Source organism: Streptomyces sp. R35 (assembly GCF_041053035.1).
Lineage (GTDB): Bacteria > Actinomycetota > Actinomycetes > Streptomycetales > Streptomycetaceae > Streptomyces > Streptomyces lutosisoli.
Map to the genome: position 1 here is coordinate 3,202,858 of NZ_CP163440.1, position 15,962 is coordinate 3,218,819.

13 protein-coding genes are annotated in these 15,962 nt (G+C 69.7%); 4 read left to right on the forward strand and 9 right to left on the reverse strand.

Translation table 11 applies throughout. The features are described from left to right. Positions 1–204: 204 nt before the first annotated feature. Both AB5J50_RS14780 and AB5J50_RS14785 read left to right on the forward strand, forming a co-directional pair. Complete coding sequence (locus AB5J50_RS14780) at positions 205–870, forward strand: DUF3105 domain-containing protein (protein WP_369258214.1); 666 nt, start codon at positions 205–207, stop codon at positions 868–870. Continuing rightward, on the forward strand, positions 867–1,493 hold the full coding sequence (locus AB5J50_RS14785) for a DUF305 domain-containing protein (protein WP_369258216.1): 627 nt from the start codon (positions 867–869) through the stop codon (positions 1,491–1,493). The genes AB5J50_RS14780 and AB5J50_RS14785 overlap by 4 nt, the downstream gene beginning before the upstream one ends. Positions 1,494–1,626: 133 nt before the next feature. Here AB5J50_RS14785 and AB5J50_RS14790 read toward each other — a convergent pair whose 3' ends face one another. Both AB5J50_RS14790 and AB5J50_RS14795 read right to left on the reverse strand, forming a co-directional pair. Next, on the reverse strand, positions 1,627–2,262 hold the full coding sequence (locus tag AB5J50_RS14790; protein WP_369258218.1) for a hypothetical protein: 636 nt from the start codon (positions 2,260–2,262) through the stop codon (positions 1,627–1,629). After that, positions 2,259–2,759, reverse strand: coding sequence for a SigE family RNA polymerase sigma factor (locus tag AB5J50_RS14795; protein WP_369258220.1), 501 nt, complete (start codon positions 2,757–2,759; stop codon positions 2,259–2,261). Before AB5J50_RS14795 ends, AB5J50_RS14790 begins: the two co-directional genes overlap by 4 nt. Positions 2,760–3,084: 325 nt before the next feature. Between AB5J50_RS14795 and AB5J50_RS14800 the strand changes: the two genes are divergently transcribed. Beyond that, on the forward strand, positions 3,085–4,986 hold the full coding sequence (locus AB5J50_RS14800) for a protease pro-enzyme activation domain-containing protein (protein ID WP_369258222.1): 1,902 nt from the start codon (positions 3,085–3,087) through the stop codon (positions 4,984–4,986). Between the two features lie 303 nt (positions 4,987–5,289). On the opposite strand, the gene AB5J50_RS14805 is transcribed toward AB5J50_RS14800, so the two are convergent. From AB5J50_RS14805 to AB5J50_RS14835, 7 genes are all read right to left on the reverse strand, one after another. Next, entirely contained in the window at positions 5,290–7,044 is a 1,755-nt protein-coding gene (locus AB5J50_RS14805; RefSeq protein ID WP_369258224.1) for an NAD+ synthase, read from the reverse strand. 168 nt (positions 7,045–7,212) lie between these two features. After that, entirely contained in the window at positions 7,213–8,841 is a 1,629-nt protein-coding gene (locus AB5J50_RS14810) for a multicopper oxidase family protein (RefSeq protein ID WP_369265397.1), read from the reverse strand. 145 nt (positions 8,842–8,986) lie between these two features. Continuing rightward, positions 8,987–9,385 carry a DUF6153 family protein gene (locus AB5J50_RS14815; protein WP_369258226.1) on the reverse strand — a complete coding sequence of 133 codons (399 nt, stop codon included), beginning with the start codon at positions 9,383–9,385 and terminating at the stop codon, positions 8,987–8,989. 326 nt (positions 9,386–9,711) lie between these two features. Beyond that, positions 9,712–10,932: an MFS transporter gene (locus AB5J50_RS14820; RefSeq protein WP_369258228.1), complete on the reverse strand. Its 1,221-nt coding sequence runs from the start codon at positions 10,930–10,932 to the stop codon at positions 9,712–9,714. Between the two features lie 150 nt (positions 10,933–11,082). After that, positions 11,083–12,120, reverse strand: a complete 1,038-nt coding sequence (locus AB5J50_RS14825; protein WP_369258230.1) for an endonuclease/exonuclease/phosphatase family protein — start codon at positions 12,118–12,120, stop codon at positions 11,083–11,085. Between the two features lie 261 nt (positions 12,121–12,381). Then, complete coding sequence (locus AB5J50_RS14830; protein WP_369258232.1) at positions 12,382–13,002, reverse strand: TetR/AcrR family transcriptional regulator; 621 nt, start codon at positions 13,000–13,002, stop codon at positions 12,382–12,384. Between the two features lie 137 nt (positions 13,003–13,139). After that, entirely contained in the window at positions 13,140–14,735 is a 1,596-nt protein-coding gene (locus AB5J50_RS14835; protein WP_369258234.1) for an MFS transporter, read from the reverse strand. A gap of 251 nt (positions 14,736–14,986) precedes the next feature. On the opposite strand from AB5J50_RS14835, the gene panB reads away from it, so the two are divergent. Beyond that, positions 14,987–15,874, forward strand: coding sequence for a 3-methyl-2-oxobutanoate hydroxymethyltransferase (panB, locus tag AB5J50_RS14840; protein ID WP_369258236.1), 888 nt, complete (start codon positions 14,987–14,989; stop codon positions 15,872–15,874). Positions 15,875–15,962 lie beyond the last annotated feature (88 nt).

Genomic DNA, 15,962 nt, shown 5'->3' on the forward strand with positions numbered 1-15,962 from the left:
GCATCCGTGATTCAAATTACCTGTACGGGGTTGTCGCGGGCTGCCCAGCGGCAGCCCCGGGGCTGCCGCTGAACCGCAAGCTCCCCCGCGCCGCACCACGCGCCTCGGACATTCCGGCGCCCACCCTGCATACCCCGCTCCCGTTCACACTACGATCAGTTCACCCGTCCGTCCCGTCCGTCCCACCCCCATAAAGGACTCGCCATGGGTTCCGCGAAGAACAAGACCAGCAACGCCTCACGCAAGGCGCGCATAGAAGAGCTGCGCCGCGCCGAGCAGGCCCGTGAGCGCCGTAACCGGATCCTCACGATCACCGCCAGCGTGGTCGTCGTCGCCGGTCTCGTCGCCGGCGGTGTTGTCCTCGTCAAGTCGCAGTCCGACAAGAACGACACGGCGAGCGACTCGAAGGCGTCGGGGCACTTCGTCACGGGCTCGGACGGCGTGAAGACCTGGAAGGGCACGCTGTCGCGCAACCACGTCACCAAGACGGTGACGTACCCGATGGAGCCCCCGGTCGGCGGTGACCACAACCAGGTGTGGATGAACTGCAACGGCGACGTCTACGCCAAGGCGGTCAACAACATGAACGCCGTGCACTCGCTGGAGCACGGCGCGGTCTGGGTGACGTACAACAGCAAGGCCTCGGACGCCGACGTGAAGGCGCTCGCGGCGAAGGTCAAGAAGACCCCGTACACGCTGATGAGCCCCGTCGAGGACCAGAAGGACCCGATCATGCTCAGCGCCTGGGGCAAGCAGCGCACGGTGACGAGCGCGACCGACCCGAACGTGGACAAGTTCTTCGCGTCGTACGTCCAGGGCAAGCAGACGCCCGAGCCGGGCGCCGCCTGCACCAACGGTCTGTCCCAGTGAGGCATGTCGGGTGGATCGCGGGGGCCGCGGCGGCCGTGCTCGTCGCGGCCGGAGCGATCACCTACGCGGTCGCCGAGGACGGCGGTAGTTCGGACACCACGACACCGTCCGCCGACTCCGCCGACGCGGGCTTCGCGCGGGACATGGCGGTCCACCACCAGCAGGCCGTCGAGATGTCGTACATCGTGCGCGACCGCACCAAGGACGTGGAGGTACGGCGTCTCGCGTACGACATCGCCCAGACGCAGGCCAACCAGCGCGGCATGCTGCTCGGCTGGCTCGACCTGTGGGACCTGCCGAAGGTGTCCTCGGACGCGCCGATGACCTGGATGGGCATGGGCGACATGGCCTCCGGCAAGGACGGCTCGCTGATGCCCGGTATGGCGACGAACACCGAGATGAAGAAGCTCAACACGCTGAGCGGCAAGCAGGCCGAGATCTTCTACCTCCAGCTGATGACCGACCATCACAAGGGCGGCATCCACATGGCCGAGGGCTGCGTCGAGAAGTGCGAGGTCGGCGTCGAGAAGAAGCTCGCGCAGGGCATGGTCGACGCGCAGCAGTCGGAGATCAAGCTGATGGCCGACATGCTCAAGGCACGGGGCGCGAAGGCCCGCGACTAGGGCCAGTCGGCCCGCCGTAGCGCGGCGGTGAGAGCGAGGCGGGGAGTGGGACGGGTCCGGGGCAGTGCTTGCCCCGGACCCGTCCGCCCCCCTCCGCCGCCTGATGGTCAACTGCGGTACGGGCGCCTGACGGTCAACCGCGCCAGTCCGTACCGCACTTCAGCGCGACATCCGTCGGCACCAGGCGCTCCACCGAACCCGGGCGGCCCTGGGTGACGGCGAGTTGGGCCTGGTTCAGGTAGCCGATGAAGAGCTGGGTGTGGGCGGGCATGGCCGCGGGGTCGTAGATGAAGACGACGGTGTCGTCGTCCCGCCGCTCGCGCTTCACCACGTCCTCGACGCCGGCTCCCGAGCCGTGTTCGTCGACCTGGGTGTGGTCGTCCGGCCCCTTGCAGAACACCCCGGTCTTCACCAGGACGGGGAACCCCGCGTCGCGCAGCGCCTTCTGCAGCCCCGCCGGGTCCTTGAAGTACTGCTCCTTGGTCCAGGTCACCGCCACCGTGCCGTCCGTCCGCTTGGCGACGGTGAACGCGGCGGGCTCCGCGCCCCCGGTCGGCGGTGCCGTCGAGGGGTGGCCGATGCCGGGTACGCCGAGTGCGAGCCCCGCGATCGCCGTGACACCCACGGCCGCCACGGCCAGGCGCCTGCGCCGCCGCCGGACCGCGCGCCCCCCGGCCACGATCCGCTCGACCGGCACCGTCATGGTGACGTCGTCGAGCGCTCCCTTCAGTGCGTCCAGTACGTCCATGTCGTCGTCGATTCCGTTCACGATCCTGCCTCCGGGATGTTGAGGGTGACGAGGTGACCGCGCAGTGTCGCGACAGCTCGCGCGAGATGGGCGGTGACGGTTCCCGGGGCGATCCCGAGGGTCTTCGCCGTGGTCGCGGTGTCGAGGTCGAGGAAGACCCGCAGGGCGATCACCTCCCGCTGCCGACGCGGCAGTTGGCGCAGTACGGCCAGCAGTGCGGGATCGAGTCCGGACCCTGCGGACTGCTCGGCACCGGCGTCCCGGCCGTCGTGGTCGCCGAGAGCGACCTCGTACCGCCGCCGACGCCACCACGAGATCCGGGTGTTGAGCGCCGTCCGTACGATCCAGGCGCGCGGGGCGGGATGGCGTCGCACCCGGGGCCAGGTCGCCCAGGCCCGGGCGAACGCCTCGGCCACGAGGTCCTCCGCCAGCTGCCGGTCGCCCACCGCGGCGAGGACCGCCCGCAGGCAGACGTCCCGGCCGCACCGGTAGAACTCTTCGAACTCCAGCTGCTTCACACCCCCTATACGCCGTGGGGTCGCGATGCGCTTACAGACCAGAGGCGTCCCTTGACAGGTCGATAGGGATAACCCTCGATCGAGTCCCGCGATCCCTTCCATATCACCTCAAATGACCGTCAAACACGGGCACTTGAGGTTTCCTTGACCTTTTCCATCCCCTGGCATGAACGGTTCATCGCCAGAGTGACCCCAGCGTGATCGATCCCCTGTGTCCTCATCCGGCACACGGACCCGCAGATCACGGTCGACCACAAATGCGACGAACCACATCGCAGGGGGTTTTATGAGATCCAATCGCGCCACTGCGCGCGCCGGGGTGAGCATGGCAGCGACACTGCCGCTGCTTGCCGGCGCGCTGGCGCTCGGCATACCCGCGGCCCATGCCGCGGACGGCCCGAGCCGGGACACGCTCGCGGGCACCAAGCCCGCGTGGGCGACGGCCAAGGCTGACAAGGGAGCCACGTCCGACAGCTCCCAGGTCTCCGCCCGGGTCTACCTCGCCGGCCGGGACGCCTCCGGTCTGGCCGCGTACGCCAAGGCCGTGTCCGACCCGAACTCGGCGTCGTACGGGAAGTACTTGAGCGCCAAGAAGACGCAGCAGCGCTTCGGCGCCACGAAGGCCCAGGTCGCCGCGGTGACCTCGTGGCTGAAGTCGGCGGGCCTGAAGGTCACCGGCACCACGCAGCACTACGTCTCCGTCACCGGTGACGTCGCCGCCGCCGAGAAGGCGTTCGGCACGCAGCTGCACAACTACACCAAGGGCAACAAGACCTACCGGGCGCCGTCGAAGACGGCCTCCGCGCCGGCCGCCCTGAACGGCGCCGTCCTGACCGTCACCGGCCTGGACAGCGCCCCGCACAAGTCGACGCACAGCGACACGCTGCCGGGTCCGGATACGGTGTTCAAGAACTCCGGGCCGTTCTCGTCGTACTACGGCTCGAACACCGCGAGCACCCTGCCGGACGCGTACGGCTCGAAGATCCCGTACGCCGTCAAGGGCTACACGGGCAAGCAGCTGCGCGCCGCGTACGGTGCGGGCACGCGCACCGGCAAGAACGTCCGCGTCGCCATCACCGACGCGTACGCCTCGCCGACCATCGCCTTCGACGCGCAGACCTACGCGGGCAAGCACGGTGACGCGGCCTACAGCAGCGACCAGCTGCGCCAGGTGCTGCCCAAGAACTACACGAAGACCAAGGAGTGCGGGGCGGCCGGCTGGTACGGCGAGGAGACCCTCGACGTCGAGGCCGTGCACGCGGTCGCGCCGGGCGCGAGCATCACCTACGTGGGTGCCGCCTCCTGCTACGACGACGATCTGCTCGACTCGCTCAACAAGATCGTCGACGGGCACCTGGCCGACATCGTCTCCAACTCGTGGGGCGACATCGAGGCCAACCAGACCCCGGACCTCGCGGCCGCCTACGACCAGGTCTTCCAGTTCGGCGCGGTCGAGGGCATCGGCTTCTACTTCTCCTCCGGTGACAACGGCGACGAGGTCGCCAACACCGGTACGAAGCAGGTCGACACCCCGGCCAACTCGGCGTGGGTGACGGCGGTCGGCGGTACCTCGCTGGCGGTCGGCAAGGGCGACAAGTACCTGTTCGAGACCGGCTGGGGCACCGAGAAGGCTCTGCTGTCCGACGACGGCAAGAGCTGGACCAACTTCCCCGGCGCGTACACCTCGGGTGCGGGTGGCGGCACGAGCAAGACCGTGGCGGAGCCCTTCTACCAGAAGGGTGTCGTCCCGAACGCGCTCGCCACGGCGAACAGCGCCGCCGGTAACCGGGTCGTCCCGGACATCTCGGCCATCGCCGACCCCAACACCGGTTTCAAGGTCGGCCAGACGCAGACCTTCCCGGACGGGTCGGAGCAGTACAGCGAGTACCGGATCGGCGGCACCTCGCTCGCCGCGCCGGTGATCGCGGCCGTCCAGGCGCTCGCACAGGAGGCGCGTGGTGGTAAGGCGATCGGCTTCGCCAACCCCGCCATCTACGCCAAGTACGGCTCGAAGGCGTACCACGACGTCACGGACAACCCCACGGGGTCCGGGCTCGCCGTGGCGCGTGTCGACTTCGCGAACGGTTACGACGCCACGGACGGGCTGCTCACTTCCGTCCGCAGCCTCGGCAAGGACAGCTCCCTGCAGGCCGTGAAGGGCTACGACGACGTCACCGGTGTGGGTTCCCCCGCCCCGGGCTACGTCGAATCATTCAGCCGCCGCTGACGCCCCATCACGATGGGTACGCCCGCTCCCCCTTTGCTGGTTGGGGGGCGGGCGTAGGTGTGTCTCGCCCCCGCCGCCCCTACCCGTCCCATCCCGTTCCTGGGGGCTGCGCCCCCAGACCCCCGCTTAAAGATTGCGCAGTTCCCCGCGCCCCTGAAAGACGGGGTAGCTCGTCGGCTGCGGGCCGGTGGGGGTTGCTCGCGCAGTTCCCCGCGCCCCTTAAGGGGCGCGGGGAACTGCGCAATCTTTTGGACCAGCCCCCACCCACCCGCAGCCAACACACAACCCCACGGCGAGGTCGAGCTACGCGTGTTCGCGCCAGCGGTTGGTGATGGGGAGGCGGCGGTCCTTGCCGAAGCCCTTGGCGGAGATCTTGGTGCCCGGGGGGTACTGGCGCCGCTTGTACTCCGCTGTGTCGACCATGCGGAGGGTCTTCACGACCAGGTCCCGGTCGAACCCTGCCGCGACGATCGCGTCAGCACCCTGGTCCCGGTCGACGTACAGCTCCAGAATCCCGTCCAGCACCGGATAGTCCGGCAACGAGTCCGTGTCGACCTGGTCGGGACGAAGCTCCGCACTCGGCGGCTTGACGATGGAGTTCTCGGGGATCGGCGGGGTCTGGCCACGCTCTGCCGCCGCCCGGTTCCGCCACTCCGCCAAGCGGAAGATCGACGTCTTGTACACGTCCTTGATGGGCCCGTACGCCCCCACCGAGTCGCCGTACAGCGTCGAGTAACCCACCGCCAGCTCCGACTTGTTGCCGGGCGCCAGCACGATGTGCCCCTCCTGGTTGGAGATGGCCATCAGCGTCGTGCCGCGCAGACGGGACTGGAGGTTCTCCTCGGCCAGCCCCGTCAGCCCCAGGGACGACATATACGCATCGAACATCGGCTCGATCGGCACGGTCCGGAAGTTCAGCCCGGTCCGCCGCGCCAGCTCCGCCGCGTCACCCTTCGAGTGGTCGGAGGAGTACTTCGACGGCATCGACACGCCGTACACGTTCTGCGCACCGAGCGCGTCGCACGCGATGGCCGCCACCAACGCCGAGTCGATACCACCGGACAGCCCGATGAGCACCGAACGGAAACCATTCTTCGCCGCGTACGCCCGCAGCCCGACCACCAACGCGGAGTAGACCTCCTCGTCGTCGTCGAGCCGCTCCGCGTACCCCCCGGCCAGCTCCGCCTCGTACGCGGGCAACGGCTCCTCGGACAGCACGAGCCGCTCGATGCGCAGCCCGTCGTCCACCACACCCGTCACCGGGTCGGCGGCAGCCGCCGGAAGATCCAGGTCCAGTACGACGCATCCCTCCGCGAACTGCGGCGCCCGCGCGACGACTTCACCGTCCCGGTCGACGACGATCGAGTCCCCGTCGAAGACGAGCTCGTCCTGCCCGCCGATCATGGCGAGGTACGCGGTGGTGCAGCCCGCCTCCTGGGCCCGCTTGCGGACCAGCTCCAGGCGCGTGTCGTCCTTGTCGCGCTCGTACGGGGAGGCGTTGATGGAGAGCAGCAGGCCGGCCCCGGCGGAGCGGGCGGCCGGTACGCGCCCGCCGTCCTGCCAGAGGTCCTCGCAGATGGCGAGAGCCACGTCGATGCCGTGCACGCGCACGACCGGCATGGTGTCGCCGGGCACGAAGTAGCGGAACTCGTCGAACACGCCGTAGTTCGGGAGGTGGTGCTTGGCGAACGTCAGCACCACCTGGCCCCGGTGCAGCACGGCGGCGGCGTTCTGCGGGGCGCCGGCCGGCTGCCCGTACTTCGGCTGCGCCGTCTCGGACCGGTCGAGGTAGCCGACGATCACCGGCAGCTCCCCGAAACCCTCGTCGGCGAGCCGGGCGGCCAGCGAGCGCAGCCCGGCTCGGGAGGCCTCGACGAAGGACGGCCGCAGGGCGAGGTCCTCGACGGGATACCCGGTCAGCACCATCTCGGGGAACGCCACCAGATGCGCTCCCTGCTCGGCGGAGTGCCGGGTCCAACGGACGATCGCCTCGGCGTTGCCGGCGAGATCGCCGACGGTCGAGTCGATCTGATTCAGGGCGAGGCGTAGTTGAGGCACGGGCCCAGTGTAATCGTCAGAGCGACACAATGGGGTGTGGGGCGCCCCACGTGGAGACCCGCATGGACTCCCGCGTGGAGACACGCGTGGAGACACGCGTGGAGACACGCGTGGAGACCTATGTGAGACGCCCCCGCCCTCAGGGCTCAGCGGCCCGGGTTCGGCGGCTCAGCTGCGATAGCCGAGCACGGTCATCATCCCCGCCTCCGAGTGGTAGACGTTGTGGCAGTGGATCATCCAGAGCCCTGGATTGTCGGCGTCGAAGTCCACCGTCAGCGTCCCGTTCGGCAGCACGATCGCGGTGTCCTTGCGGGGTCCGCCCGCCACGCTCGCCAGGCCGAAGGTGTGCCCGTGCAGGTGGACGGGATGCCACATGCTCGTGGAATTGGAGAACACGAGCCGCACCCGCTCCCCGGCCCGGACCGGATGCCGCTGGTCCGCGCTGTACGGCTTCTTGTCGAAGGCCCAGTCGTACTTCCCCATCCCACCCGTGAGCTGGAGCTTCACCGTGCGGTCCGGCTCCTTCTCCGGCAGCGCCACGGACGCGTCGGCCCGCAGCTTGTCCGCCGTCAGCAGCCTCCCGTCGAGCTCCTTCGGCCGTACGGAGGCGGTGGGCGCCGAGCCGCCGCCCGTCCTCAGCAGGGCCTGCGCCGACGCCTTCTTGCCCTCGGCCAGCGCGGTCAGCGGGAAGACACCGTCCTTGACGGTGACGAGGACGTCGTACCGCTCGCCCATGCCGAGCAGCAGCGCGTCCGTCGTCGCGTGCCGCACCGGGAAGCCGTCCGTGTGCGTCACCGTCATCTCGTGGCCGCCGAGGGCCACGCGGAAGGCGGTGTCGCCGCCCGCGTTGATGATCCGGATCCGGACGCGGTCACCGGGGCGCGCCCTGAAGACCGAAGGCGCCTTCGCCGTACGCCCGTTGACCAGGTAGTACGGGTACGCGACATCGCCGGCGTCGCCGCCCAGCAGTTCGCTCTCGGCCCCCATCAGCATGCGGGAGGGACCGGACGAGGAGGAGGACGGGGCCGAGGACGAAGGCGACTCCCCCGCCCTCATCGACATGTTGGACATGTCGTGCCCGGAGTGGTCCATGTCCATGTCCATGCCCATGTCCATGCCCGTGCCCACGCCACCGCTCAGTTCCTTGAGCACGGCGTCCGGCGTGGACCCGTCCACTCCGTCGACCCAGTCGTCGAGGACGACCACCCACTCCTTGTCGTACGACAGGGGTTCCTTGGGATCCTCCACGATGAGCGGCGCATACAGACCGCGGTCCTGCTGCGTGCCCGAGTGCGGATGGAACCAGTACGTCCCCGCGTGCGGCACCGTGAAGCGGTACGTGAAGTCCGCGCCCGGCTTGACGGCCCGCTGGGTGAGGCCGGGCACGCCGTCCATGTCGTTGCGCAGGGCGAGCCCGTGCCAGTGCAGGGACGTGGCCTCCGGGAGATGGTTGGCGAGCGTGAGGGCGAGGGTGTCCCCGGCGGTGACGCGGACCGCCTCGCCGGGCAGGTCGCCGCCGTACGCCCAGGACTTGACCGTACGACCGCCGAGGTCGAGGGAGGTCGCGGCGGCGGTGAGCTTCACCTTGCGTACAGGGCCGGAGCCGCGCTTCTTCTCGGCGACGGCTACTTCCTGGCCCGCCGGGTCGACGTACCCCTTCGGAGCGGTGCCGGAGTCGCTCGCGGTTCCTCCGTGGCCCGAGTGGCCGGAGCCCGAGCCCGAGCAGGCGGACAGGATCCCTGTCCCGGCGACGGCGGCCGTGGCGGCCAGGAGGGTGCGGCGCGTGGGAGTGCGCATGGATGTGGTGGTGCGCATGGCTGGGTAACACCTCGTCGTGGTGATGTTGCGTGCGGATGGGCGCGTCCGCTGCTTCTGGTACACCGCTCGACGCCCGGAGGTTCCCACCTCCGAACGGGCAGCACGAAGCAGCCGGTGCGCCGCTCTAGATGCGCAGTACCGACAGACGAGAGAGAAGGGTTCTCGGTGGGGGTGGGTTGGGCCACAGGGCGCGTAGGAGTCGCGCGAGTGGGGGGTGTTCGGCGGTGGTCGCCCCCGGGTGGCCCGCCACTGCCAGTGCGAAGAGCAGGGCGAGGGTGAAGCCGCCGAGTACCGCGAGGCAGACGTCGAGGGGGTCCATGTCCATGCCGGTGCCGGTGGCGGTGGCGGTCGTCAGGAGCGGCTCGGCGGCGTGCTCATGGGGCGACATGGTGGACGAGGGGTGTCCGGGGCCGCCTTGAAGTGAGGTGTGTCCGGATGGGTGGCCCAGTGTGTGCATGGTCACGATGCCGAGGAGCAGCGCGGCGAACAGCAGCAGCTGTGGCGTCCGGCTCCTCGTCGTCATGTTCCGCAGCTTACCCCCACCCGGTATCTGGGGGGTGTCTCGCCCCCGCCGCCCCTACCCGTCCCATCCTCCAGGGGCTCCGCCCCTTCGACCCCGTTCGGTTGTGTGTCGGGTGCGGGTGGGTGGGGGCTGGTCCAAAAGATTGCGCAGTTCCCCGCGCCCCTAAAAGGGGCGCGGGGAACTGCGCAAGCAACCCCCACAGGCCCGCAGCCGAAGTCTCTTAAGGGGCGCGGGGAACTGCGCAATCTTTTAGGGGGTCTGGGGGCGCAGCCCCCAGGGATGGGACGGGTAGGGGCGGCGGGGGCGAAGAAACCCGTGCCGGAGTCTCAGTGGTGGGCGGGCTCCGCCTGTGAGGGGACGTGGGTGGCGATGAGACGGCCCGGGGGCACCGGGGCGCTTGCGCGGCGGCGGTCGATGGTGTGGGCGAGGGTGGCCACCGCGAGGCCGAGTACGGCGAGGGCCGCTCCGGCCAGCGCCGGCGACGTCGCGCCGAAGCCCGCGGCCAGCGCAAGCCCCCCGATCCACGCACCCCCGGCGTTCGCGAGGTTGAACGCGGCCTGGTTGGCGGAGGAGGCGAGGGACGGTGCGGCGGAGGCCTTCTCCATGACCATGAGCTGGAGGGGCGAGCCGGTGATGAAGGCGGCAACACCGAGGAGGGTGACCGCGACGGCCGCGCTCCACTGGGTGCTCATGAGGACCGGGAAGAGGGCGAGGACCACGACCAGGGACACCAGCCCGCCGAAGAGGGTCCCGCGCAGGGAGTGGTCGGCGAGCCGGCCGCCCACGAGGTTGCCCGCGGTCGCGCCGACACCGAAGAGGGCCAGCAGCAGGGTCACGCTGCCCTCGGCGTACCCGGCCGAGTCCGTGAGCATCGGCGTGATGTAGCTGTACGCGGAGAAGAGCGCGCCGAAGCCCGCGACGGTGGTACCCAGGGCCAGCCAGACGGGGAGGGAGCGCAGAGCGGCCAGTTCGCCGCGCAGACCGCCGGCCGGGGCGTGCGTGTGGTCGTGCGGGATGAGGAGCGCGAGCGAGGCTATCGCCGCGACGCCGATCGCGCTCACGCCGAGGAAGGTCGCCCGCCAGCCCAGGTGCTGACCCATGAGCGTGGCGACCGGCACACCCGCGATGTTCGCGACGGTCAGGCCGAGGAACATCAGTGAGACGGAGCGCGCCTTGCGTTCGGGGGCGACCAGGTTGGTGGCGACGACGGCGCCCACGCCGAAGAAGGCGCCGTGCGGGAGACCGCTGAGGAAGCGGGCGGCCAGGAGCCAGTGGTAGTCGGGGGCGAAGGCGGAGAGCGCGTTGCCCGCCACGAAGAGGCCCATCAGGGCGATCAGGACCTTGCGGCGGGACATCCGGGCCGTGGCGGCGGCGAGCAGCGGGGCGCCGATCACCACGCCCAGGGCGTAGGCCGAGACCAGGTGCCCGGCGGTGGGGATCGAGACGTGCAGGTCGTCCGCGACGTCGGGCAGCAGGCCCATGATCAAGAACTCGGTGGTACCGATGCCGAAGGCGCCCACGGCGAGGGCGAGCAGGGCCAGGGGCATGAGGGGCCTTTCAGGGAAGCGGAGGGCGCGCGGAGCTGTGTGTACGGGGACGTACGCGCGCGCGGGAGCGCAGCCTGTGCACACCGCTGTGCACAGGCTGCGTAAGTTCAGCTGTGGAACAAACTCTCTCAGGCCCAGTATTCCAGGGGGTTAAGACGCGGTTGCGTCCACCTTGACGCGGGCGGCGATCGGGAGGTGATCGCTGCCGGTCTCGGGCAGGGTCCAGGAGGTCACCGGCTCGATGCCCTTGACCATGATCTGGTCGATGCGGGCCATCGGGAACGACGCCGGCCAGCTGAACCCGAAGCCGCTGCCCGCCGCGCCCTGCGTGGAGCGCATCTGCGCGGTGACGGCGTTCAGCGCGCGGTCGTTCATCGTGCCGTTGAGGTCGCCGAGCAGTACGACCTGCTTGATCGACTCGTCGGCGATCGCCTCGCCCAGCGCGTCGGCGCTCTTGTCGCGCTGGCGTGCGGTGAACCCGGCCTCCAGCTTCACCCGCACCGAGGGCAGGTGGGCGACGAAGAAGGCGACCTGCCCGTTCGGCGTCGTCACCGTCGCCCGCATCGCGCGCGTCCAGCCCAGCTTGATGTCCACGGGCTGGGAGCCGGTCAGCGGGTACTTGCTCCACAGCCCGACGGTGCCCTGCACCGAGTGGTACTTGTACGTCGACGCGAGCGCCTTCTCGTACACCGGGACCGCCGTGGCCGTCAGCTCCTCCAGGGCCAGTACGTCGGCGCCGGACGCGGCCACGTCGCGGGCGGTGCCGGACGGGTCCGGGTTGTCGGCGTTGACGTTGTGCGTGGCGACGGTGAGGTCGCCGCCGCCGGCGGTCTTGTCGGTGAGCAGTCCGCCAAAGAGGTTCAGCCAGACGATCGCGGGCAGCAGCACGGCGATCAGGGCGGTGGCGGACTTCCGCACGAAGGCGAGGATCAGCAGGACCGGGATGACGATGCCCAGCCACGGCAGGAACGTCTCGGTCAGGCTGCCGAGGTTGCCGATGGTGTTCGGGATCTGCGCGTGCAGCAGCATCACCAGGGCGAGGATCACCGCGAGCGTGCCGAGGATCAGACCGCGCCGCCAGATGCCGCGGTCGCCGCGCCAGCCGTCGAGCAGGCGCCGAAGCCGGGAGCCTCTGCGTTCCGGCCCCTGGCCGTCGCTGCCCGTCTCCGTCATATACGCCTGCGCCATACCGTCGCCTCACAAACTGCCGTGCGCACCGTCTGCCCCTCGGCTACGACCCTAGGGGATGATCGGTGTCGTTCTCGCCGCCCCATGACGGCCGTACGGGCAAGGGGACGTCCAACTTCGCGTTCGGAGTTCCGAATACGGGCCCGGAGCGCGCCCTCTGTGACGAAACGCGCACATTCGACCCGTCAGAAACAAGGCGAACCAAGGCTTTGCCGTGTGCTGTCCATCGCATTGCCGCTGGGCCGTGCGCGGTTCCGTCCGTCACCGGCCGGATGGGCGCAGTCCCTCCAGCAGCGTGTCGACGATCCGTTCCGCGAGGTCCTCGGGGAGTTCGGTCTCCGAGCGCAGCACGGCGCGTACGAGCATGGGGCCGACGAAGAGGTCGTTGAGCAGCTCGATGTCGATGTCGTCGCGGAGTTCGCCGTTCTGCTGGCCGCGGCGCAGGACTTCGTAGCCCTGCAGACGCCTCGGGGCTATGACGGTCGCGTCGTAAGCGGCCCACAGCTTGGGGCTGCTCTTCATCTGGGCGTGCACGTTGTGCAGGATCGCCGACGAGCGGTTGAGCAGGCCGCGTTGGCGCAGCGACTCCAGGAGGACGATCAGGTCGCCGCGCATCGAGATGCCGGGGAGTTCCGGGTCCGGGGGCTCGGCGGCGCGCAGCACGTCGACGAAGAGCTCTTCCTTGCCGCTCCAACGGCGGTAGATGGTCGCCTTGCCGACGCCCGCCGTGCGCGCGATGCGCTCGATGGAGAGCTCCCCGAGCGGTACGCCGTCCTCCAGAAGCTTCATCGCGCCCTCGATGATGGCGCGCTCCACAGCCTCGCTGCGGGGGCGTCCCCTGGCGGGGCCCTCGTGCCTGGCTCGGCTGTGCGCGAGGCTCACTTCGGACTCCGTTTCCTTCGTTGGCCTTCGTCGACCTGTGTTGACCGGCGGTGGACCTGTGTTGACCTGCGTTCATTCTCCCCGGTGTACGTCGGGTGGGCACCCGGTGCCGGGTGCCCACTGCCCCGAACGCTCCGTCAGTGCTCCCCCACCGGAACCAGATCGGCTTCTTCCTTGCCCTCCTGGGCGTCCGGTGTCCGGCCCGGCAGGAAGACGGCCACGACGACCGCGCCGACGAGCGCGACACCCGCGCCGCACAGGGCGGTGACGTGCATGGCGTGCAGGAAGGCGTCGTTGGCGGGGCCGACGAGGGCCTTGCCCTGGGGGCCGAGCTTGGCGGCGACGCCGAGGGTGGCCTCGATGGACTCGCCCGCGGTGTGGCGCAGGCCGGCCGGGACGAGGGAGAGCTTGTCCTCGATGCCGCTGCGGTAGGCCGTGGAGAGCACGGAGCCGAGGACCGCGATGCCGAGGGCGCCGCCGACCTGGCGGAAGGTGTTGCTGAGCGCGGACGCCGAACCCGCCTTCTCGCGCGGCAGGGCCTGCATTATCACGACACTGGTCGGGGTCATGATGTGCGCCATACCGGTGCCCATCAGGAAGAAGATGACTTCGAGGAGCCAGATCGGGGTGTCCGTGTCCAGCACGGCGAACGCGGCCAGCATCGCGGCGATGATCAGCAGGCCCGCCGTGCAGGTGGCCCGGTTGCCGAAGCGGTCGACGACGAGGCGGGCGCGCGGCGCGAAGATGATCTGGGCCGCGGCGAGCGGCAGCATCAACAGGCCGGTCTGCAGCGGCGAGTAGCCCCGCACGCTCTGGGTGTAGAAGACGGAGAAGAAGGTCACGCCCATCAGTGCGAAGAAGACGAGCGCGATGGCGGCGATCGCGGCCGAGAAGACCTTGTTCTTGAAGTACGTGACGTCGATGGACGGGTGGTCGCTGCGCTTCTCGAACACGACGAACCCGGCGAGGACGACGAGTCCGGCCGCGATGGTCGCGAGGACCTTCACATCGGTGAAGTCGGCCAGCTGGCCGCCCTTGATGATGCCGTAGACGAGCAGGACGAGACCGATGACCGACAGGACGACGCCGACCGCGTCGACGCGGCCCGGGTTCGGGTCACGGGAGTCGGGGACCAGCCAGAACATCAGGACGAGCGCGAGCAGCACGATCGGCACGTTGATCAGGAAGACCGAGCCCCACCAGAAGTGGTCGAGCAGGATGCCGCCGGTGATCGGGCCGATCGCGATGGCGAGGCCGACGCCGCCGGCCCAGATGCCGATGGCCTTGGGCTGCTCGTCGCGCTCGAAGACGTTCATCAGGACGGCGAGGGTGGCGGGCATCACAAAGGCGGCGCCGAGACCCATCACCGCGCGGAACACGATGAGCTGGACCGGCGAGCCGGACTCCGCGGCCAGCGCCGACCCGATGCCGAAGACGGCGAGACCGGCGAGCAGCACCTTCTTGCGGCCGAGCCGGTCGCCGAGCAGGCCCGCGGTGAACAGCAGTCCGGCGAAGACGAGGGTGTAGGCGTTGATGGCCCACTCCAGCTCGCTCTGGGTGGCGCCCAGGCCGGTGGGTGCCGGGGTGGAAATGGTCTTGATCGCGACATTCAGGATGGAGTTGTCGAGCACCACGATCAGCAGGCTGAGCATGAGCACGCCGAGGATCGCCCAGCGGCGCCGGTGCACCGCCTCGGGCACACGCCGATCGGCGGAAGGAGCGGAAGTCGTCATGACGCTCACCCTAGCGAGTTTCGATACGGGACCGTCTCGTATCGGAAATGCTTTACGGAGAACTTACGAAGAGACCTAGGCCATACGGGAAGAGACCTACGCCTATGGGACCGGGACCCCCACCGGGTTGGCCCGGGAGCGGGATCCGGGTCACTCGCCCTGGTCTAGCCGAGCGTGGCACGAGGTGCCACCATGGAGGTGATCCGGGGACGCCGTCAGGGCGCCTCGAGATGACAGAAGGAGCCGTTGCGATGACGCAGCTTTCGGCTGCCCAGAAGCAGCCTGCGGAAGGTGCCCTCAAGACCACCGACAGCAGCAAGGCGCTGTACGGAGGCAAGAGCACCCGCCGTATCACGGTGCGCGACCTCGCCGCCGCCAAGGAGCGCGGCGAGAAGTGGCCCATGCTCACCGCGTACGACGCCATGACCGCGTCCGTCTTCGACGAGGCCGGTATCCCGGTCATGCTCGTCGGCGACTCGGCGGGCAACTGCCACCTGGGCTACGAGACGACCGTGCCCGTGACCCTCGACGAGATGACGATGCTGTCCGCCGCGGTCGTACGGGGCACCAGCCGTGCCCTGATCGTCGGCGACCTGCCCTTCGGGTCGTACCAGGAGGGCCCGGTCCAGGCGCTGCGCTCGGCCACCCGCCTCGTCAAGGAGGCCGGCGTCGGCGCGGTGAAGCTGGAGGGCGGCGAGCGCTCGCACCGCCAGATCGAGCTGCTGGTCGAGTCCGGCATCCCGGTCATGGCGCACATCGGCCTGACCCCGCAGTCCGTGAACGCCATGGGCTACCGGGTGCAGGGCCGTGGCGACGAGGCCGCGCACAAGCTGCTGCGGGACGCCAAGGCGGTCCAGGACGCGGGCGCCTTCGCGGTCGTCCTGGAGCTGGTCCCGGCGGAGCTGGCCGCCGAGGTCACCCGCACCCTGCACATCCCGACGGTCGGCATCGGCGCCGGTCCCGAGACCGACGCGCAGGTCCTCGTGTGGACCGACATGCTCGGGCTGACCGGCGGCAAGGTTCCGAAGTTCGTGAAGAAGTACGCCGATCTGCGTCAGGTCATGGGCGACGCGGCGAAGGCGTTCGCCGAGGACGTCGTCGGCGGAACGTTCCCGCTGGAGGAGCACTCCGTCCACTAAAGCCCCATCAGAGCCACTGCGGCACCGAGGCAGCCCGTCGAACTTCCCCCGTCGACGGGCTGCTGCCCATTTTTGCGCCTAAACCGGC